The organism is Deinococcus hopiensis KR-140 (assembly GCF_900176165.1).
Taxonomy (GTDB): Bacteria; Deinococcota; Deinococci; order Deinococcales; family Deinococcaceae; genus Deinococcus; species Deinococcus hopiensis.
This window is the reverse complement of the sequence record NZ_FWWU01000009.1, coordinates 1,486,880-1,504,309: the sequence shown is the minus strand read 5'-3', so window position 1 is coordinate 1,504,309 and position 17,430 is coordinate 1,486,880. Positions and strand designations below refer to the sequence as shown.

16 protein-coding genes are annotated in these 17,430 nt (G+C 70.1%); 7 read left to right on the top strand and 9 right to left on the bottom strand.

All coding sequences use genetic code 11. The features are described from left to right. The first annotated feature begins 88 nt into the window (after window positions 1-88). Complete coding sequence (locus B9A95_RS20825; protein ID WP_084049026.1) at window positions 89-1,057, top strand: tyrosine-type recombinase/integrase; 969 nt, start codon at window positions 89-91, stop codon at window positions 1,055-1,057. Window positions 1,058-1,077: 20 nt separating this feature from the next. Here B9A95_RS20825 and B9A95_RS20820 read toward each other — a convergent pair whose 3' ends face one another. After that, the gene (locus B9A95_RS20820) at window positions 1,078-2,034 is read right to left on the bottom strand and encodes a diacylglycerol/lipid kinase family protein (RefSeq protein WP_084049025.1); all 957 of its coding nucleotides are present in this window, start codon (window positions 2,032-2,034) and stop codon (window positions 1,078-1,080) included. Between the two features lie 38 nt (window positions 2,035-2,072). Between B9A95_RS20820 and B9A95_RS20815 the strand changes: the two genes are divergently transcribed. Genes B9A95_RS20815 through aspS form a run of 3 tightly spaced genes read left to right on the top strand, consistent with a single transcriptional unit; the run spans window position 2,073 to window position 5,525 of the window. Beyond that, window positions 2,073-2,441, top strand: coding sequence for an IPT/TIG domain-containing protein (locus tag B9A95_RS20815; RefSeq protein ID WP_084049024.1), 369 nt, complete (start codon window positions 2,073-2,075; stop codon window positions 2,439-2,441). 55 nt (window positions 2,442-2,496) lie between these two features. Further along, window positions 2,497-3,789, top strand: a complete 1,293-nt coding sequence (gene hisS, locus B9A95_RS20810; RefSeq protein ID WP_084049023.1) for a histidine--tRNA ligase — start codon at window positions 2,497-2,499, stop codon at window positions 3,787-3,789. Next, window positions 3,786-5,525, top strand: coding sequence for an aspartate--tRNA ligase (gene aspS, locus B9A95_RS20805; RefSeq protein WP_084049022.1), 1,740 nt, complete (start codon window positions 3,786-3,788; stop codon window positions 5,523-5,525). The genes hisS and aspS overlap by 4 nt, the downstream gene beginning before the upstream one ends. 32 nt (window positions 5,526-5,557) lie before the next feature. Here aspS and B9A95_RS20800 read toward each other — a convergent pair whose 3' ends face one another. Both B9A95_RS20800 and B9A95_RS20795 read right to left on the bottom strand, forming a co-directional pair. Then, entirely contained in the window at window positions 5,558-7,846 is a 2,289-nt protein-coding gene (locus tag B9A95_RS20800; RefSeq protein ID WP_084049021.1) for a PAS domain S-box protein, read from the bottom strand. Beyond that, window positions 7,843-9,249: a GGDEF domain-containing response regulator gene (locus B9A95_RS20795; RefSeq protein ID WP_170928734.1), complete on the bottom strand. Its 1,407-nt coding sequence runs from the start codon at window positions 9,247-9,249 to the stop codon at window positions 7,843-7,845. Before B9A95_RS20795 ends, B9A95_RS20800 begins: the two co-directional genes overlap by 4 nt. Window positions 9,250-9,584: 335 nt before the next feature. Between B9A95_RS20795 and uvrC the strand changes: the two genes are divergently transcribed. Beyond that, the gene (uvrC, locus tag B9A95_RS20790) at window positions 9,585-11,435 is read left to right on the top strand and encodes an excinuclease ABC subunit UvrC (RefSeq protein ID WP_084049019.1); all 1,851 of its coding nucleotides are present in this window, start codon (window positions 9,585-9,587) and stop codon (window positions 11,433-11,435) included. 161 nt (window positions 11,436-11,596) lie between these two features. Here uvrC and B9A95_RS34035 read toward each other — a convergent pair whose 3' ends face one another. Further along, complete coding sequence (locus B9A95_RS34035) at window positions 11,597-11,770, bottom strand: hypothetical protein (RefSeq protein ID WP_170928733.1); 174 nt, start codon at window positions 11,768-11,770, stop codon at window positions 11,597-11,599. 177 nt (window positions 11,771-11,947) lie between these two features. On the opposite strand from B9A95_RS34035, the gene B9A95_RS20785 reads away from it, so the two are divergent. Further along, window positions 11,948-12,664: a phosphatase PAP2 family protein gene (locus B9A95_RS20785; protein WP_084049018.1), complete on the top strand. Its 717-nt coding sequence runs from the start codon at window positions 11,948-11,950 to the stop codon at window positions 12,662-12,664. Next, window positions 12,657-13,307, top strand: coding sequence for a GNAT family N-acetyltransferase (locus B9A95_RS20780; RefSeq protein WP_084049017.1), 651 nt, complete (start codon window positions 12,657-12,659; stop codon window positions 13,305-13,307). The genes B9A95_RS20785 and B9A95_RS20780 overlap by 8 nt, the downstream gene beginning before the upstream one ends. Here the strand turns inward: B9A95_RS20780 and B9A95_RS20775 are convergent. The 5 genes from B9A95_RS20775 to B9A95_RS20755 are packed head-to-tail and all read right to left on the bottom strand — an operon-like array spanning window position 13,290 to window position 17,416. Beyond that, entirely contained in the window at window positions 13,290-14,270 is a 981-nt protein-coding gene (locus tag B9A95_RS20775) for a PIG-L deacetylase family protein (protein ID WP_084049016.1), read from the bottom strand. The genes B9A95_RS20780 and B9A95_RS20775 overlap by 18 nt on opposite strands. Before the next feature lie 24 nt (window positions 14,271-14,294). Beyond that, window positions 14,295-15,704 (bottom strand): aspartate kinase, encoded by a 1,410-nt coding sequence (locus B9A95_RS20770; RefSeq protein WP_084049015.1) that lies wholly within the window; start codon window positions 15,702-15,704, stop codon window positions 14,295-14,297. Then, window positions 15,683-16,237 carry a hypothetical protein gene (locus B9A95_RS20765; protein WP_084049014.1) on the bottom strand — a complete coding sequence of 185 codons (555 nt, stop codon included), beginning with the start codon at window positions 16,235-16,237 and terminating at the stop codon, window positions 15,683-15,685. The genes B9A95_RS20770 and B9A95_RS20765 overlap by 22 nt, the downstream gene beginning before the upstream one ends. Then, window positions 16,209-17,018, bottom strand: a complete 810-nt coding sequence (locus B9A95_RS20760) for a CopD family protein (RefSeq protein WP_084049013.1) — start codon at window positions 17,016-17,018, stop codon at window positions 16,209-16,211. Before B9A95_RS20760 ends, B9A95_RS20765 begins: the two co-directional genes overlap by 29 nt. Continuing rightward, window positions 17,018-17,416 (bottom strand): copper resistance CopC family protein, encoded by a 399-nt coding sequence (locus tag B9A95_RS20755; protein WP_084049012.1) that lies wholly within the window; start codon window positions 17,414-17,416, stop codon window positions 17,018-17,020. The genes B9A95_RS20760 and B9A95_RS20755 overlap by 1 nt, the downstream gene beginning before the upstream one ends. Window positions 17,417-17,430 lie beyond the last annotated feature (14 nt).

Sequence of the window (17,430 nt, the reverse complement as noted above, 5' to 3'; positions counted from 1 at the left end):
CGGCCGACCGGCACGTGGGCCGTCGGGGTTCGCGCGTGAAGACGGTGGCCACCGCGCACGGCGTTGATAATGCATGTTATCATCGGCTATGTCTGACCTTGTACCGTACTCCGGGGACCGCCTCACCCAGGCCCGGGCCTTCGCGGGCCTGGGTGACGAGGCCCTCCGGGTCCGGGCCATCACCGCGGCGCGGGACAAGGCGTGTGCGGAGCTGTGGGCGCTGACCATGGCGTGCGTGACCAGCGACACCAGCGCGGGCGTGCGCCTCAGTCCGCACACGCTGCGCGCGTACCGCAAGGGCGTGGAAGTGCTGCTCGACCACGCGCGGGAGCACGGCTGGAACCTGCTGCGCCCGGGGCGGCGCGAGCCGGCGCTGTACGTGGCGGCGCTGACTTCTTCGGGGCTCAAGCCCGCCACGGTGCAGGCGCGGGTGGCGGCGGCCTCGGCGCTGTACCGGGCGTTGCGGTGGGCGGGGGCGACGGACGCCGATCCCTTCCGGGACGTCAAGCGGCCCAAGGACCGGACCAAAAGCATCGTCAAAAATCCGCCGTACCGCGCCGACTTCGTGCAGGCGCTTCTCGCCGAGGCCGATCCGCAGGAACGCGCGCTGCTGCTCCTGATGGCCCACGCGGGGCTGCGGATCGCTGAGGCGCTGGCGGTCGAGTGGGCGCATGTGGACCTGGGCCGCCGCCGACTGCTGGTGGCGCACGGCAAGGGGGACAAGGCGCGCGTGGTGCCGCTCAGCGCCCGGCTGCGTGAGGCGCTCGAAGCCCTCCGGGCCGAGCGTCCCCTTCCCCACTCCGGAAAGATCGTGAAATTCAGCGCGTACTCCACGGCGTACGCGCGGCTGCAAAAGCTCGCCCTGAAGTGTGGCCGGGAACATGAGTTCCGGGGTTTTCACGCGGGCCGGAAGTACGCGGGCACGCAGCTGTACGCCGCCGTGAAGGACTTCACGCGTGTGGCGGGCTTTCTCGGGCACGAGCAGGTGGACACGACGCGCCGGTATGTGGAACTCCCCGAGGACGATCTCGGCGACGCGGTGGAGGGCTTCCGCTAGGACAAACCCCTGGCGCGGGCTCAGGTGTCCAGATCTGTCTTCCGCGCCGGCGTCAAAAAGGCCACCGCACCCGGCAAGACGTTGGCGGTAAACGGCGTGGTCTCGACGTGAAGCTCGCCGTCGAACTGCAGGGGAAAGGGCTCGTCGGCATCCACGGTGACGCTCTTGGCCTCCAGGGTTTCGAGGTTGCCGCTGAACATCGGATCGCCGAGGCCGAGCTTGCCGCGGACGGAGTCAATGATGTTGGGCACCAGGCGCAGGATGTTCCCGGCCTTGATGAGCACGACCGTGAACTTACCGTCGCTGGGGCTGATATCGGAGGTGATGGGCAGGCGGTAGTTGGCCATGCCGAAGTTGGCGGCCATGACGCCGATGCCCTCGAAGGTGCGCTCCTCACCGTCGATGACGAGGTGGAAGGTGGTCTTTTTGGGATTGATCTGCCGCATCGCGCTGATGACGTAGGCGAGTTCACCGTACTTCTCCTTGAGGTCTTCGGAGTCGCGGATCATCGCGGCGTCCGCGCCGGCGCCGGCGAGCATGGCAAAGCCGCGCTTCTCGCCCTTCACCTCGATCTCCCCCAGGTCCACCCGGACGGTGTGGCCCTCCAGCAACACCCGGGCGAGTTCGCTGGGATCGCGGGACAACCCGAGGTTCTGCGCGATCAGGTTGGCCGTTCCCGCCGGGTAGGCCAGCAGCGGCACATCCTTGTAGCGCGCCGCGTAGGCGAGGCTGCTCACGGTGCCGTCTCCCCCGGCGGCGACGACGGCGTGGTGGTCTTGCACGTCACCCAGGTGTTCTTCCATCCGGGTGTCTGGCGAGAGCTCACGCTGCGTGACCTCCACCCCGAGGCTTTGCAGCAGGTCCACGAACTCCTCCAGACCGCTGTTCCCCTGACCGCTGCGGGGATTGAAGACGACCAGGACGCGCTTGCTGGTCGTCTGGGGCGGAGTGGGGGGGGCGGCGGTTTGACCCGTCATGTCGCGCTCATTAGACTGCCTGTACGGAGGCTACTGCTATGGTGCGTTTCTTCTTTGCTTCTTTACTGTTTCTCGGCGTCCTGTCGTCCTGCGCTCCCCGCCAGGGAGCGGTGGCGGGCGTCACCGTCACGCCCGTCTTGATCAAGCTCTCCGAATCCGCGCCGCGCGGGGGAACCCTGACCGTCCAGGGCCGCTTCCTGGGTGGACCCAACACGGGCCGCGTTCGGCTGGGCGCCGACCTGAACGGCACCGGCGGCTACACCTTCCCGGGCAGCGCCGTGCAGTCCTGGACCGACAGCCAGATCGTCCTCACCATTCCCGCCGACGCCCCCGTGGGCGGATCGTGGCTGTTTGTGGACGTGGGCGGCATGCAGTCCACCGGACTGCCCTACAGCGTGCGCCAGTAGAACAGTCCTCAGCGCCGATCGCTGACCGCCCACCCCCTGCTACACTTCCAGGGTTATGCCTCTGCAGCGCCCCAAGGGCACCCAGGATCACCTTCCGGACGGCAGTCCAAAGCTCTCGAGAGACGTTCAGGCCTCCGCCTTTCGACACGTACAGGAGGTGGCGCGGCGGGCGCTGGAGCGGGCGGGAGCGCAGTTTATCGGAACGCCTCTCTTTGAAGAGGCGGAGCTGGTTCAGCGCGGCGTGGGCGGCTCCACCGACATCGTTCGCAAGGAGATGTTCACGGTGTACTACTTCGGGGACCACGGCGGGTACGTGCTGCGGCCCGAGGCGACGGCGGGCGTGGTGCGGGCCTACCTGGAGGGCGGCCTCAAGCAGTTGCCCGCGCCGCTGAAGCTGTGGACGCACGGACCGATGTTCAGGGCCGAGCGGCAGCAAAAGGGCCGTTTGCGCCAGTTCCACCAGGTGGACTACGAGGTGCTGGGCAGCCCCGATCCTCTTGTGGACGCCGAAGCGGTTGCGCTGATGTGGGCGGTGGCGGTGCAGCTGGGCCTCCAACGCGGGCGGATCAAGCTCGGCTCCATCGGTGACCCGGCCGACCGGGAAGCGTACAACGGCTACCTGCGCGCGCTGTTCACCCCCCATCTGGAGCGCCTCTCGGACGACAGCAAAGACCGCCTCACGCGCAACCCGATGCGGATTCTGGATTCCAAAAGTGCCCAGGACCAGGACTTGATCGGTGAACTGGGCGTGCGGCCCATGCTCGACTTTCTGGGTGAGGACGCCAGGACGCACTTCGGGGCGGTGCAGGCCTCCCTGCGCGCGTGGGAGGTGCCGTTCGACATCGACCCCTCCATCGTGCGTGGGCTGGATTACTACCGCCGCACGGCCTGGGAGCTGCACCACGAAGGCGTAGGGGCCAAGTCGGCGCTGGGTGGGGGCGGGCGGTATGACGGCCTCGCGGCACAGCTGGGCGGACCGGAAGTGCCCGCCGTGGGCTGGGCCCTGGGCATCGAGCGGCTGCTGCTCGCGCTGGAGGATGAGGGTGTGGCCTTTCCGGAAGTGCAGGGGCCGCTGCTCTTTCTCGCCGCGATGGACGAACAGAACGTGGGGCTCGCGGCGCAGATCGGGCTCCAGGCCCGCAAGGCTGGACGGGTGGAGTTCGCCTACCGGGCGCTGAAGCCGGGAAGCGTCTTCAAGGAAGCGGACCGCCGCCGGGCCCGCCTCGCCGCCGTGATCGGCAGCGAGGAAGCCGCGCGGGGCGTGCTGAACATCAAGGATTTGAAGACGGGCGAGTCGCGGGAAGTGGCCGTCTCGGAACTTCACACTTTTTTGGAGGAGCGGGCGTGAAACGGAGCTGTTATATCGGTGAACTCGGTGAGGCCCACGTCGGGCGGACGGTCACCTTGCAGGGCTGGGCCACCCGCAGGCGGGACCTCGGCGGGCTGATCTTTATCGAACTGCGCGACCGCTCGGGCACCGTGCAGGTGGAGGTGGAGCCGGACTCGCCGGCGTTTGCCGGAGCGGACGCGGTGCGCAGCGAATATGTGCTGGAGGTGGAGGGCCGCTTCCGGCTGCGCCCGGAAGCGCAGCGCAAGGGGGGCCTGGGCGACTACGAGGTGATGGCCTCGCGCGTGGCGGTGCTGAACGCCGCGAAGACCCCACCCTTCGAACTGGACAAGGGCGACGCGGTGGCCGAGGACATTCGCCTCAAGTACCGCTACCTGGACCTGCGCCGGGCGGAGATGCAGCGAAATCTGATTCTGCGCTCAAAGGCGGTGGCGGCGGTCACGCGCTTTCTGGACGGTGAGGGCTTCCTTCAAGTGGAGACGCCGATGCTCACCAAATCCACGCCGGAAGGGGCGCGGGATTTTCTGGTGCCCAGCCGGCTGAATCCGGGTGAGTTCTACGCGTTGCCGCAGTCGCCACAGCTGTTCAAGCAACTGCTGATGATCTCCGGGATAGACCGCTACTACCAGCTCGCGCGCTGCTTCCGCGACGAGGACCTGCGCGCGGACCGGCAGCCCGACTTCACGCAGCTCGATATGGAGATGAGCTTCGTGACGCAAGAAGACGTGCTGGAGCTGCAAGAAAGGCTGTTGAGCGCCGTCTTCCGCGACGTGCTGGGCGTGGAGCTGGCCCTCCCCTTTCCGCGGCTGAGCTACCGGGAAGCGATGGACCGCTACGGCTCGGACAAGCCGGACCTGCGCTTTGGTTCCAGCTTCGTGGACGTGACGGACCTGTTCCGGGCTGGGGCGTTTCAGGCCTTTGCGGAGGCGGGGGCGGTCAAGGTGCTGGCTGCGCCAGAACTCACGCGCAGGCAGATCGACGAGTTGGAGCGGGTGGCGAAGCAAAACGGGGCGCGGGGACTGGCGTGGCTGAGGCGCGCTGGGGACGGCTTTACCGGTGGGATCAGCAAGTTCGTCCAGGAGCAGGCGGCGGCGCTGATCGGGCGGACGGGCGTGCAGGAGGGCGGCACGCTGCTGTTCGCGGCGGGCGAGTGGAAGAGGGCCGTAACGGCGCTGGGGGCCGTGCGGCTGGCGCTGCGGGACCTGTTTGATCTGGCGGCAGGTGGGCCACCGTTTCACGTGTCGTGGGTGCTGGATTTTCCCCAGCTGGAGTTCGACGAGGCGTCGGGGGCCTGGACGTACATGCACCACCCGTTTACCGCGCCGCATCCGGACGACGTTTCCCTCTTCGGTACCCCGGGGCAGGGCGAGATGCGGGCGCAGGCGTATGACCTGGTGCTGAACGGCTTCGAGGTCGGCGGCGGGTCCATCCGTATCCATGACCCAGAGGTGCAGGAAAAGATGTTCGCGGCCATCGGCTTCACGCCCGAGCAGGCCGCAGAGAAGTTCGGCTTCTTTCTCGACGCGCTCGCGTATGGCACGCCCCCCCACGGCGGAATCGCCTGGGGCTTTGACCGGCTGGTGATGGTGATGGCGGGCGCGGCGAGCATCCGCGAGGTGATCGCCTTTCCGAAGAACAACCGGGGGGCGGACCTGATGGCGCAGGCCCCCTCGCCGGTGGAGGACGCGCAGCTGGCCGAGGTGGGCGTGGCGGTGCGGGATTCGGGGGCGGTCTGAGCGGCACTCCCCCCCCCGGGGCGGCGTGAGGGTCAACTGGCCGAAGGGCCAAACCGCACGGTAAACGTGGTTCCGCGGCCGGGCTCGGTCTGCACCTCGGTGGTGCCGCCGAAGTGGCCGGTCACGATGTCGTGGATGATCGAGAGGCCGAGGCCCGTGCCCTTGCCCACATCCTTGGTGGTAAAGAGGGGATCAAAGATGCGGGTGAGCACGTGCTCCGGGATGCCCGTGCCGTTGTCCTCCACCTCCATCGCCAGGTCCCCATCGGGGGACACGAAACGCACGTCCACCCGGCGTGGACGGTCCTCCACCGCCTCGCAGGCGTGGACGGCGTTGATCACCAGGTTGGTCAGCACCTGGGTAAAGCGCCCCGGCTCGCCGCGCAGGGTCAGGGCGTGGCGCGGCGTTTCGAGGTGCAGGGCCACCTTGGCGGCGCGGGCCTCGTGCGCGAGCATGGTCAGCGTATCGCCCGCGATCTTGGCGGGATCAAATTCCTGAACGCCGCTGACGGTGTCGCGCGTGTGGCCGCGCATCTGGCGAATAAATTCCCCGATGCGCGCGGTGGTCTTGCCCGCTTCCTCCAGCGCGGTGAGGGCCTCGCGCGCGATCTCGCGGTGGTCTTCCGGCGTCACTTCGGGTTGGCCGATGGAGTCGCGGTACTCCTCGATGAGGGTCCTGGCCTCATGCAGGTAATTCATGGCGGCGGCGAGCGGCGTGTTGATCTCGTGCGCGAGGCCTGCCGTGAGCCGACCCAGGCTGGCGAGCTTCTCGGAGGACAGCAGCTGCGCCTGGCTGGCCTGGAGCCGGGCCTCGGCCTGCACGCGCTCGGTCACGTCGCGCGAGTTGACCACGATTCCCGCGATGTGGGGGTCCGCGAGCAGGTTGGTGGCGAGGGCTTCCAGGGTGTGCCACTCGCCGCTCTGGGCGCGGAAGCGGAAGGTGGGCCGGGTGGTGGCTCCGGGCCCGGCCTCGATCAGGGCCGCGAACTGCCCGCCGAGGGTGAGGTGATCGTCCTCGTGGACGAAGGCGAAGGCGTTTTGCCCCTGCATGGCGTCGGGGTCGTGGCCGAGCACCGAGGTGATGCTGGGACTCTCGTAGATGATGTTGCCGTCCACGTCGAGCACGGTGATGAGGTCCGACGCGTGCTGAACGAGCGAGCGGAACCGGCCCTCGCTGCGCTCGAGGGCGGCCTCGGCTTCTTTCCGCTCGGTGATGTCCATGCTGTTGCACACGATGCCGCGGACCGCATCGTCGTGCAGCAGATTCGAGCTGCTGACCTCCAGCCAGCGCCACGCCCCGCCGCCCGAGCGGTGTCGGTAGGTGCTCACCACCGTCTGGGCGGGGTGTTGCAGCAGCGTCGCGAAGTCCTCGCGTGCGCGGGCGAGGTCCTCGTGATGAAGCTGCTCAAACAGCGACAGGCCGATCATGGCTTCCGGCTCCACGCCGTGGACGGTGCGCGCGGCCGGGCTGATATAGGTGTAGACGCCGCGCTCATCGAGGATGCTGTAGACGTTGACGCTGTTTTGCACCAGGGAGCGGAAGCGGCCCTCCACGCGGCGCAGGTGGCGCTCGGTCCTCTTGCGCCCGGTCACGTCCTGGATGAGGGTCAGCGCGCAGGGCTCGCCGCCGAGTTCGAGGTATTCGCCCGAGACGAGGACGTCGCGCGCCTCTCCGGTGCGGGTGTGCAACACGGTTTCGCGTTCCCGCAGGTGGCCCAGGCGGCGCAGCAGCCGCTCCAGGCGCGGGCGCTGCTCGAGTTCGGCCCACAGGCGCAGCTCCCCGGTGGTGTGGCCGAGCAGGTCTTCGCGCGCGTGACCCGTCATGCGCACGAAGGCCTCGTTGACCTCCAGGATCCGCAGGTCTGCCAGGGCCGTGATCGTCATGCCGATGGGACTGGCCTGAAAGATCTGGCCGTAGCGCTGCTCCAGCCCGTGCAGGGCCTCCCGGGCGCGCTTCTGCTCGGTCACGTCGATCATCACGCCGCCGAGGGCACGCAGTTCACCGTCCTCCCGCACGGGCGTGATGATGTCCTGCAGCCAGACCCAGCGCCCCCCCTTGGCGCGCAGGCGGTATTCCAGGCGGTAGGGCCGTCCGGACGCGATGGCGCGCTCGGTTTCGCTGAGGGTGCGCCCGCGGTCGTCGGGGTGCAGCAGGTTGTCCCAGAAGCGGCTGACCGCTTGCCACTCGGCCGGCGTGTAACCCAGCAGCGCCCGGATCTTGGCCGAGACGAAGGTGTTTTGCCGGGTGACGGGATCGGCCTCCCACACGACCCCGTCGATGAGGTCGAGCAGGGCTTCGAGCTGCCGGTCCAGCGTACTCATGCCCGCGGCTCCCCAGCCTCCTGCGCGGCGCTGGGGGCCTGCACCACCCGGTTGCGCCCGGCGCGCTTGGCAGCGTAGAGGGCCGCGTCCGCGCGGGCGAGGAGGTCCGGGCCAACCTCCTCGCCCCGCCGCGTCGCCACGCCAATGCTGACCGTGACCTGCAGCCCCGCCTCTTCCCAGGGCACCCGCAGGCCCGAGACGGCCAGGCGCAGGCGCTCGGCGATGACGCCGGCCCCGGCGGCGTCGGTGTGCGGCAGCAGCACGACGAGTTCCTCGCCGCCGTAGCGCCCCGCCACGTCGGACCGGCGCAGGCCCCCCGCGAGCACCCCGCCCAGTTCGGCGAGCAGCCGGTCCCCGGCGAGGTGGCCGTAGGAGTCGTTGACCCGCTTGAAGTGATCGATGTCGAGCACCAGCACGCTGACCGGAAAGTCGTGCCGGGCGGCGAGGTGCATGGTTTCGGCGAGGCGGCCCAGCCACGCCCGCTTGTTTGCCAGGCCGGTGAGGTCGTCTACCGTGGCGAGGGAATACAGCCGGGCATTCTCGATGGCGACGGCGGCCTGGGTGGCGAACAGTTCGAGCAGGTGCAGGTCCGTCTGCGGCGAGAAGGTCGTGTCCACCAGCACCACCCCCACGGCGCGCTCGCCCACCCGGAGGGGGAGGGCCATCTGCGTGTCCCGCTGCGTCTGGCCACTCTGGGCCGCCTCACGGACGAGGTGCTGCTCGTGCCCGCTGAGGGTGCCCCAGTGGCCCGTCTCGTAGCGGCCGGTTCCCAGCCGAATGACGAATTCGCGGTCCTCGGGGGTGGCCACCAGGGCGCTGGGGACCTCCGGCGTGGGCGGGGAGAGCACGGTGGCGACCAGGGCGCTGGAAAAGCCCAGGATGCCCTGGATCTGCAGCAGGATGCCGTGCAGCAGGTCTTCGAGGGGCTGCAGGCGGTGCAGTTCGGGCGTGACGCGCAGGATGTAGTCCAGGCCGTCCCGGGAGGCGTGCAGGGCGCGCACGTGCCGGAAGGTCTTGAGGGCGGCGTCCACCCATACGAGCAGGCCCTCGGGGCCCTCGGATTTGTCGTGGTAGCCCTGGATGTCAAGCTCGCGCAGCATCTGCCGGGGCGGTTTTTCGGAGGCGTAGCCGGTCTGGAGGACGATCTGCAGCCGGGGATCAAAGGCGCGCACGTGCCGCACGACCTCCTCGCCCGTCATGCCCGGCATGAAGTAGTCGAGCAGCATGAGGTGAATGTCCCGCTCACGGCACAGCCGCAGCGCTTCACTGCCGTCCTCGGCGGCCAGGACCTCGTGCCCGTCGATCTGCAGGAGGCGGGTGACGGTGGTACGCAGGTCCGCGTCGTCGTCCACCACCAGGATGGTGTGGCCGGACGCTTGCGTCTGGGAGCGAATTCGGGCCAAGGGACAGGGTCCTCCTGCGGGCGAGGGGTAGGGGCGGGGTCGTCGTCCGGACTCTAGTGCGCGGGCCGTGACAGCTTTATGACGCACCGGCGGCCCTACCGCGCGCGGACCGTCTCCCCCACCCTCAGCGCCGGCCAGCCGGCCTGCCCACGAACGGATTCGGTGACCGGCCGGGTCGCGTGGGCCAAGGCTCCCGCCGCGTGGGTGGGCCGCCCCTACGCCCCGCCTGGTTGTGGCAAACGGGCAGGCAGGGAGACGGACGCAGCCCTGGCAGGCAGTGGGCCAGGCGTCCCGGGTCACGGTCCGGGCCCGGGGCTCTCCCCTATCCTGGGGCCGTGCATTTCGACGATCTGCCCGTGCTTCCGGCCTCGCCCGGGGTGTACCTCTTTCGCCGGGGGGGCGTGCCCATCTATATCGGCAAGGCGGTGAACCTGCGCTCGCGGGTGGCCCAGCATTTCAAGGCGGGCGGCAAGAGCGGCAAGTTCACGGCCCTCGCGGACGCGCTGGAATTCATCACGGCCCGCAATGAGGTCGAGGCCCTGGTGCTGGAGGCCAACCTCATCAAGCAGCACCGCCCGCACTACAACGTGCTGCTCAAGGACGACAAGCACTACCCCTTTCTCAAGCTGACGAACGAGGATTTCCCCATGCTGTTGATAACGCGGCGGGTCTTGAAAGACGGGGGAAGTTATTACGGGCCGTACCCCGACGCTTCCGCCGTGAGGCGGGTCAAGCACCTCGTGGACACGATGTTTCCGCTGCGCAAGAACTCGGGCTTGCCCCTGCAACGCAAGCCGCGGCCGTGCCTCAATTACCACATGGGCCGCTGCCTGGGCCCGTGCGTGGAGGCGGCGGACCCGGCCGAGTACGCGCGGGTGGTGGAAGACGTCAAGGCGCTGCTGGAGGGCCGCGCGGCCCCGGTGCTGGCCCGTTTGCGCCAGGACATGAAGGCGGCCGCGAAGGCCCAGGACTTCGAGCAGGCCGCGCGGGTGCGTGACCGGGTGGCGGCGGTGGAAAAGCTGTTCGGAACCGAGCAGCACGCCTTTGTGTCCGAGGAGACGGATCTGGATTTTCTGGGGGCGGCGCAGGCAGGCGAGTACGCCATGGTGCAGCTGTTCCGCATGCGCGGCGGACGGGTGGTGGGACGCGACAAACGCTTCCTGACGGACGCGGAGGGTGGCGGCGAGCTGGGTGAGGTGCTCGGCGCGTTTGTGCGCGACTACTACACCCAGGCCACGCACGTGCCGCCGCTGATTCTGCTGCCCGCCGAATTCGAGGACGCGCCGACGTGGAGCGCCTTTCTCAGCGAGAAGGCCGGGCGGCGGGTGGAGATGCGCACGCCCAAGCGCGGCGACAAGGCGGACCTGGTGGAAATGGCCCAGCGCAACGCCTCGGTGGGCCTGGAATCCGAACTCGCGCTGCTGGAGCGGCGGGGCGATCATCCGGGCCTGGACGCGCTGCGCGAGGTCCTCGCCCTGCCCGAGCGGCCCTGGCGCATCGAGGGCTACGACAACTCCAACCTGTTCGGAACGAATATCGTCTCGGGCATGGTCGTGTTCGAGGGGGGACGGGCGCGGCGCGGGGAGCACCGGCGCTTCAAGGTGCGCGGGCTGGAAAATCCGGACGACTACCTGGCGATGCGGCAGACGGTGACGCGGCGCTTCACGGGCAGCTTGAGTGACAAGCTGCCGCTGCCGGACCTGCTGCTGATTGACGGCGGGCGGGGACAGGTGAACGCCGCGTTGGACGCCCTGAAGGCCGCGGGCGTGCAGGTGCCGGTGGTGGGCCTCGCCAAGCGCGAGGAGCGGATCATCCTGCCCGCAAGGTACGGAGCGCAGTGGTGGCTGGCGTCGGGCACGGAGGTGGGGGTGGACCGCGAGCTCTTGCTGCCGCACACCCACCCGGCGTTGCGGATGCTGATCGGTGTGCGCGACGAGGTGCACCAATACGCGGTGAGCTACCACCGCAAACTGCGCGGTGAGGGAATGCTCAGCAGCGTGTTCGACGACCTTCCGGGCATCGGGCAAAAGCGCCGGGACGCCCTGCTGGAGCATTTCACGTCCCTTGAAGAGCTCGCGGCCGCGACCCCGGAGCAGATCGCGCAGGTGCCGGGGATGAACCTGCGGGCCGCGCAGAGCGTGAAGGCGTATCTGGCGCAGCGGGCTGGGAGGGTTGCGCCGGCGTAAGGGCCGCGGGCAGGCGGGAACGGCGGCGGGAAATCACTGTCTGTGTCCTGCTGGAGGAGGGTGGCCCCAGGCGTCAGGAGTGGTTGTATATATTTTTAGCCAACCAACAGAAACGCCCCCTCAGCGTTGGAGGGGGCGCGGCGCAGTGAAGTGGGCGGGCGTCATGCGGGCTGGACCGGGGGAGCGAGGTGCAAAGCGCTGAGGAGGGTCCGAAGGAGGCGGCTCCCGGTCGGCTTGGCGGCGCGGCCCACTGCTCTGGCCTCGCGTTCGCGCTGGGCCTCGGTGCGCAGTTGCCGGGCGCGTTCGGCACCGTGGCTGGGTTGAAGGGTCAACATGGGCTTTCCTTTCGGCCCGGAGCAACCGCTCTCCGGGGCGGTGCCTATGGTGCGCTCTTCTCGCCCGCTCCGGCATCGGCGGGGTGGCGCAGGGCGCAGTGGGCCGAATGGCTCAGGCGGGCTTCCTCAACGTTTTCCCGGTATGGCTGGGGTGGGCCCGCGCCCTACAGTGGGGAGATGCGCCGTGACCTTCCCGCCCTGCTTGCGCGTCACTGGACGCAGCTCGCGCTGCTGCTGCTGGGGGTGCTGGCTCCGCTGCTGCTGGTGGCGGACCTGACGGAGGACGTGTTTCGGGGAGGGGGCTTTCCCTGGGATCAGGGGCTGCTGAACTGGTACGCCGCGCACCGCACGCCGGGCCTGACGGCGGCCGCGCGGGCCCTCGCCCTGATCGGCGGCGTGCGGGTGCTGCCCCTGGTCACGGCGGCCATCGGGCTGGCGCTGTACCGCTTCGGTACCCGGGCGCACACCTGGTTTCTGGTGGCGGCGGTGGGCGGGGCCACGCTGCTGAACGTGCTGGCCAAACTCGTGTTTCAGCGGCCCCGCCCGGACCAGTTGCTGGCGGTGCTGGCCGAACCCGGCTACTCGTTTCCCAGCGGCCACGCGATGGCGAACATGGCGCTGGGGGTGGCGGTGGCGCTGATCTTTTCGCGCTCGCGCTCGTGGCCGCTGGCGGTGCTGGGGGTGCTGTGGGGCCTCGCGGTGGGCATCAGCCGCAACTACCTCGGCGTGCATTACCCCACCGACGTGCTGGCGGGCTTCGCCACCTCTACCGCCTGGGTCACGGGCCTGTACCTGATCCTGTCGCGGCGCTGGCGGCGGCTGAAAAAGACGCCGCAAGTCACCGCGCCGCCCGGCGAGCTGGACCACGACGGCCGGGGCGTGACGGGTGCCTGAGGGGCGCGTCCGGTCGCTGCAGGCCGGGGACTTGGCAACTGTGGCGGCGGTGGCCTACGAGACGGGGTTTTTCGGTGAATCGGCCGCGCGCTACTTTCCGGACACGGCGTTGTTTGGCGAGCTGTGGGCGCGGGCGTACTTTCTGGAGGAGCTCAACGGACCCCTGGGCTTTGCCGCCGAGGCCGGGGGACAGTTCCTGGGCTACATCATCGGCACGGCCGACATGGACGCATACCGCCGGCGGTTTGTGCAGGTGCTCGGAAGGGTGGCGTGGGGCGCGCTGCGGGGCGCGTACCCGCAGCTGGTGGGCTGCTTGCCTTATCTCACGCGGGCGGCGCGCTATCCGGGTCCGCACGCGCCCGAGGAGGCGTATCCGGCGCACCTGCACCTCAACCTGCGCCCGGAAGCGAGGGGGCTGGGGCTGGGGGGGGCGCTGCTGGACGCGTACCTCGAAGCGCTGCGCGTCCGGGGAGCGGCGGGGGTGCAACTGTCCACCACGACGGAGAATACGGCGGCCGTCGCCCTGTATGAGCGGCGGGGCCTGCGGGTGTGGGCAGCGAGGAAGACGCCGCTCTGGCGGCCCTGGCTGGGGCGGGACGCGACGCACATCGTGATGGTCCGGACGCTACCGGGGGGGAGCTGAGCCGCGCCCACGGCCGCGCTCGGGGACCGGCTGGGCGGTCAGCAACTCGTTCTCACGGACGAAGGCTTCCAGGAAGCGGGCCATCACGTTCATCTGCGAGCGGTGTTCGCGCAGGGCGGCGAGCTTGGTGTCCTCCTGCACGGCGGTGAGGTCCACCCGCTGCCACGCCAGGCCCTTGCCGCGCGGTGAGATCAGCAGGGGAAAGTGGGGGTGCAGGCCCTTGGGCAGCGGGTACTCCAGGCCGCCGTGAACGATCCAGAAGCGCAGCTTGAGCTCCTCGCCCCGCGCCGCGAGCAGCCGGGTGATGAAGTAGCTTGCGGCGCGGTGGTCCTGGTGGGCGTCCTGCACGCTGGGCGCGAGCACCACGTCGGGCCGCACCCGGTCGAGCACCCGCGTGAGGTCGCGCTCCACGCTGCGCCCCGTGTAGGGCGCGCCGGGCGAGAGGGCCTCGCGGTAGGGTACCCGGATCTGGCCGGTGTAGCGCGAGGGGTAGGGCTGCGCGTAGTGCTCCAGAAAGAGGCGCATCAGGCCGCCGTCGGGATAACCCAGAAAGATCAGGTGGTCTCGCGGCACGCCGAGCCGGGCCGCCGCGCGGGTGGCCTCCCCGATGCGGCGCTCGCCGAGCCCGGTCAGCTTGTCGCGCGCGGGCCGGGGAGCGCGGTCAAGCAGCACGGCGTCGAGCTCAAAGCCGTCGCCGCTGGTGAGCCACACCACCCACACCTCGGCCCCCGCCGCCCGCGCCTGCTGCATACTCCCGGCGCAGCAGAGCGTCTCGTCGTCGGGGTGGGGCGAGACGACCAGCACCCGCTCGCCGGGGCGATACGGCGGGGCCGGGGGCAGGGCGGCCACCGCGCCGGCGGCCCGGGGGTAAAACAGCCGCAGCACGCCCGTGGTGTTGATGATCAGCGCCGACGCGAGCAGCAGGGCCGAGATCAAGGCGGGCAGGCGCAACCGGGCAGGCACGGGAGGAGTGTACGCCCCGGCCGGTCAGTGCGCCGCCACACGTTCACCAAGGCCGAAGGCGGCGTGGACGCTGCGGGTGGCCCCCTCCACCTGGGCGTCTTCCACCGCCACCGAGATGTTGAGCTCGGAAGAGCCCTGGCTGATCATCAGGATGTTCACGTCCTCTCTGGCCAGCGCCCCGAACAGACGGGCCGCGACGCCCTTCTGGCCGCGCATGCCCGCGCCCACGATGGCGAGGACCGCCACACCGGGCTGCTCCTCGATGTTCAGCTCGCCCGTCACCGCGCGCCGCAGGGCGGCGAGGGTGCGTGGGGCTTCGCTGCCCTGCACCGCCAGCGAGACGTTGCTCATGGAGGAGCTCTGCGAGACCATCAGCAGGGTGATGTTCTCGCGGGCGATGGCGTCGAAGAGGCTGGCGACGACTTCGGGGACCCCGAGGACGCCCGCGCCCGTCACGTTGATGAGCGACACGTGGCGGATGGCGGTGACGGCCTTGACCGGGTGCCCCGCGTCGTTGTGCGGCGCTTCCTGCACCAGGGTGCCGGGAAAGTCGGGATCGGCCGCGCTCTTGACGCGCAGGGGAATGCCCCCCTCGCGCAGGGGCGTCACCGCGAGGGGGTGCAGGACCTTGGCGCCGAAGTAGGCGAGCTCCATCACCTCGCCGTAGCTCAAGACCTCGATGTTGCGGGCGTCGCCCACCACCCGGGGATCGGCGCTCATCACGCCGTCCACGTCCTTCCAGGCCCACACCTCGTCGGCCACCAGCGCCTTGCCGACGATGGTGGCGGAAAAGTCGGTGCCGCCGCGCCCGAGCGTCGTGATGGCCCCGTCCTCGTTCTCGCCCATGAAGCCCGCCACCACCGGCGTGACCCCAGCCGAGAGCAGGCCGCCGAGGCGGTCACGGATGCGCGCGTAGCTGCCCGGAAGGGGCCGGGCGTTGCCGAAGTGCGCGTCGGTCATGATGCCCGCCTGCCCACCGGTGAGGTGGTGGGCGCGCCATCCGCCCTGCTCCAGCGCCAGGGACATCAGCGGGGCGGAGAGGCGCTCGCCGAAGGCCACGATCAGGTCCCGACTCCTCGGGGTCAACTCGCGCAAAAGGTACACGCCGTACACTGCCTGGCGCAGGGTCTCGTGAAGTTCGCGGATCTCGCGCACCGTGGCCGAGTCGGGGGCCGCCCCAAGTTCCTGCGCCGCCGCGAAGTGGCGGGTGCGCATGGCGGCGATGTCGTCGTTGGCCGAGGCGATGTCGCCCTTCTGGGCCGCGTCGGCCAGGCGCAGCAGCCCGTTGGTCACGCCCGCCATCGCGGAGACGACGACCACCACCTTCGCGCCCTCACGCACGGAGCGGGCCGCGAGGGAGGCGCTGTGCCGGATCGCCTGCGCGTCTTGCATGTTGGTGCCGCCAAACTTCATCACGAGGAGCGAGTACGCCATGACCCGCAGTATGACGCCCGCCCACCGGGAGGGGCAGGCGGGCCGTCTGAGCAAGGGCTCAGCGTTCCGGCACCGTGATCTCCGGCGCTGCGGCCCAGCAGGCGAATCTGCCCGCCGTGGATGTGGCCGATCAGGAGGGCGAGCAACACGGTGTGGTGGGCGGGGTGGTCCCAGCCTTTCCGCGAAGGAGGCCGCTCCTCGCTGTACACGGCGTTGCCGAGGCTGTAGACAGGACGTGTGCCCAGAGACAGGCGCACTTCCGGGACCGTCATGGTCTGCCCGGTTCGTCTCAGGAGGGAGCGGTAGACGAACAGGACGCGGGGGCAATGGAGGCGCTCCCGTTCGCGCAGCACCCGGCCGAAATCGGCGTGGTTGGCGGTGGGGTCCCGCGCCACAAACGCGGCGCCGGGCGACAGCCGGTTGACGAATGTGCTGGGCCGCGCCGCAGGTGGGGAGCGCGCACCCCCAGGATTTCGCGGACCACCCCGGCGAGGCGACAGGCCTTCACGGCCCGTGGCCGTGCGCCTCGCCACGCTCCGCGTGGGTGGGTGGAGGCGTGGTGCCCAGCGTGGCCGTGACCCCCAGCACCGCGAGGAGCAGCAGCGCCTCGGCGGCGAGGCGGGGGCGGGCCGGCAGGCCACGGGCAAAGGCGCGGCGCACGGGCAGGGCAGCGAGCAGCGCGAACGTGAAGAAGCCAAGCTTGAGCAGCAGCGTCCGGCCGTAGGGATCCCCCGTCAGCCCGCCCAACGCGCCGCGGTGCTCCACGGTCAGGGCCGCGCCGCTGTAGACGAGCAGCGAGACGCACACCAGGGCCACGGGCGTAAAGCGCCGCGCGAGGTCCCCGGTGGGCAAAGGATGCAGCAGCAGGGCCGTGACGCCTCCCAGCCAGACGGTCATCGCCCCCGCGTGCAGGGCGGTCAGCAGGCGCGCCGTCACGCCGTGCGTCGCGCCGTGCCCCGCCCCCGCCTCACCCCACAGCAGCAGCGCGGCGGCGAGGGCAAAAAGCGGCGCGGGCCAGGCGGACAGCTCGGTGGCGAGCACGAGGGCCGCGCCCATCAGGCGGGTCAGGGCGGCGCGGCCGGGCACGGTGCCGGTGAGGTACGCCGCCGCGTCATCCAGCGTCAGGAAGCCCAGATCCCGCAGGGTCGAGCCCACCTCCAGCGCGGTGCCCAGCAGCAGCAGGCCAAAGCCCACGGCAAGCAGGTGGTGGCCCGGGTGCCCGGGCGTCAGGGCGCGGCGGCTCCAGGCTCCGCCGACGAGCAGCAGGGCCCCGAGCAGCGTCAGCAGGTGCGCGGCGGCGAGGGCAGGCAGCATCAGCGCACGGTAAAGGTGGTGTGGCCGGTGACGGGGTGCCCGTCGTCGGAGAGCACGCGCCACGCCACGAGGTAAGCACCGGGCTTCAGGTGAGGCCGCAGGGGCAGGCCCAGGCGGGCCGCCACGCCGCTCAAGCGGGGAGCGGTGTCCGCGCGCACGGCCCCGTCGTCCTTGCGGGCGAGGGCATCGGCGGCGGCCCTGTCGGGCGTTGTCCCCGTGGGGAGCGGCACCACCTTGAAGGTGGAAAACCGCAGTTCGGTGGGTTCAGAGAAGCGGAGGACGACGGTCTTTGGGGCCGCAACAGTGTGGCCCGGAGCAGGGCTCTGCATCCTGACCTCGGTGTGCGCGAGGGCTGTGCCCAGGGTCAGGGCGGCGAGCAGGGGAAAGAAAAAACGCATGGACACCTCGCTGG

Coding starts and splice junctions, on each gene's coding strand:
- B9A95_RS20825 (WP_084049026.1), top strand. CDS start 89: ATGTCTGACCTTGTACCGTACTCCGGGGACCGCCTCACCCAGGCCCGG.
- B9A95_RS20820 (WP_084049025.1), bottom strand. CDS start 2,034: ATGACGGGTCAAACCGCCGCCCCCCCCACTCCGCCCCAGACGACCAGC.
- B9A95_RS20815 (WP_084049024.1), top strand. CDS start 2,073: ATGGTGCGTTTCTTCTTTGCTTCTTTACTGTTTCTCGGCGTCCTGTCG.
- hisS (WP_084049023.1), top strand. CDS start 2,497: ATGCCTCTGCAGCGCCCCAAGGGCACCCAGGATCACCTTCCGGACGGC.
- B9A95_RS20800 (WP_084049021.1), bottom strand. CDS start 7,846: ATGAGTACGCTGGACCGGCAGCTCGAAGCCCTGCTCGACCTCATCGAC.
- B9A95_RS34035 (WP_170928733.1), bottom strand. CDS start 11,770: ATGTTGACCCTTCAACCCAGCCACGGTGCCGAACGCGCCCGGCAACTG.
- B9A95_RS20785 (WP_084049018.1), top strand. CDS start 11,948: ATGCGCCGTGACCTTCCCGCCCTGCTTGCGCGTCACTGGACGCAGCTC.
- B9A95_RS20770 (WP_084049015.1), bottom strand. CDS start 15,704: ATGGCGTACTCGCTCCTCGTGATGAAGTTTGGCGGCACCAACATGCAA.
- B9A95_RS20760 (WP_084049013.1), bottom strand. CDS start 17,018: ATGCTGCCTGCCCTCGCCGCCGCGCACCTGCTGACGCTGCTCGGGGCC.
- B9A95_RS20755 (WP_084049012.1), bottom strand. CDS start 17,416: ATGCGTTTTTTCTTTCCCCTGCTCGCCGCCCTGACCCTGGGCACAGCC.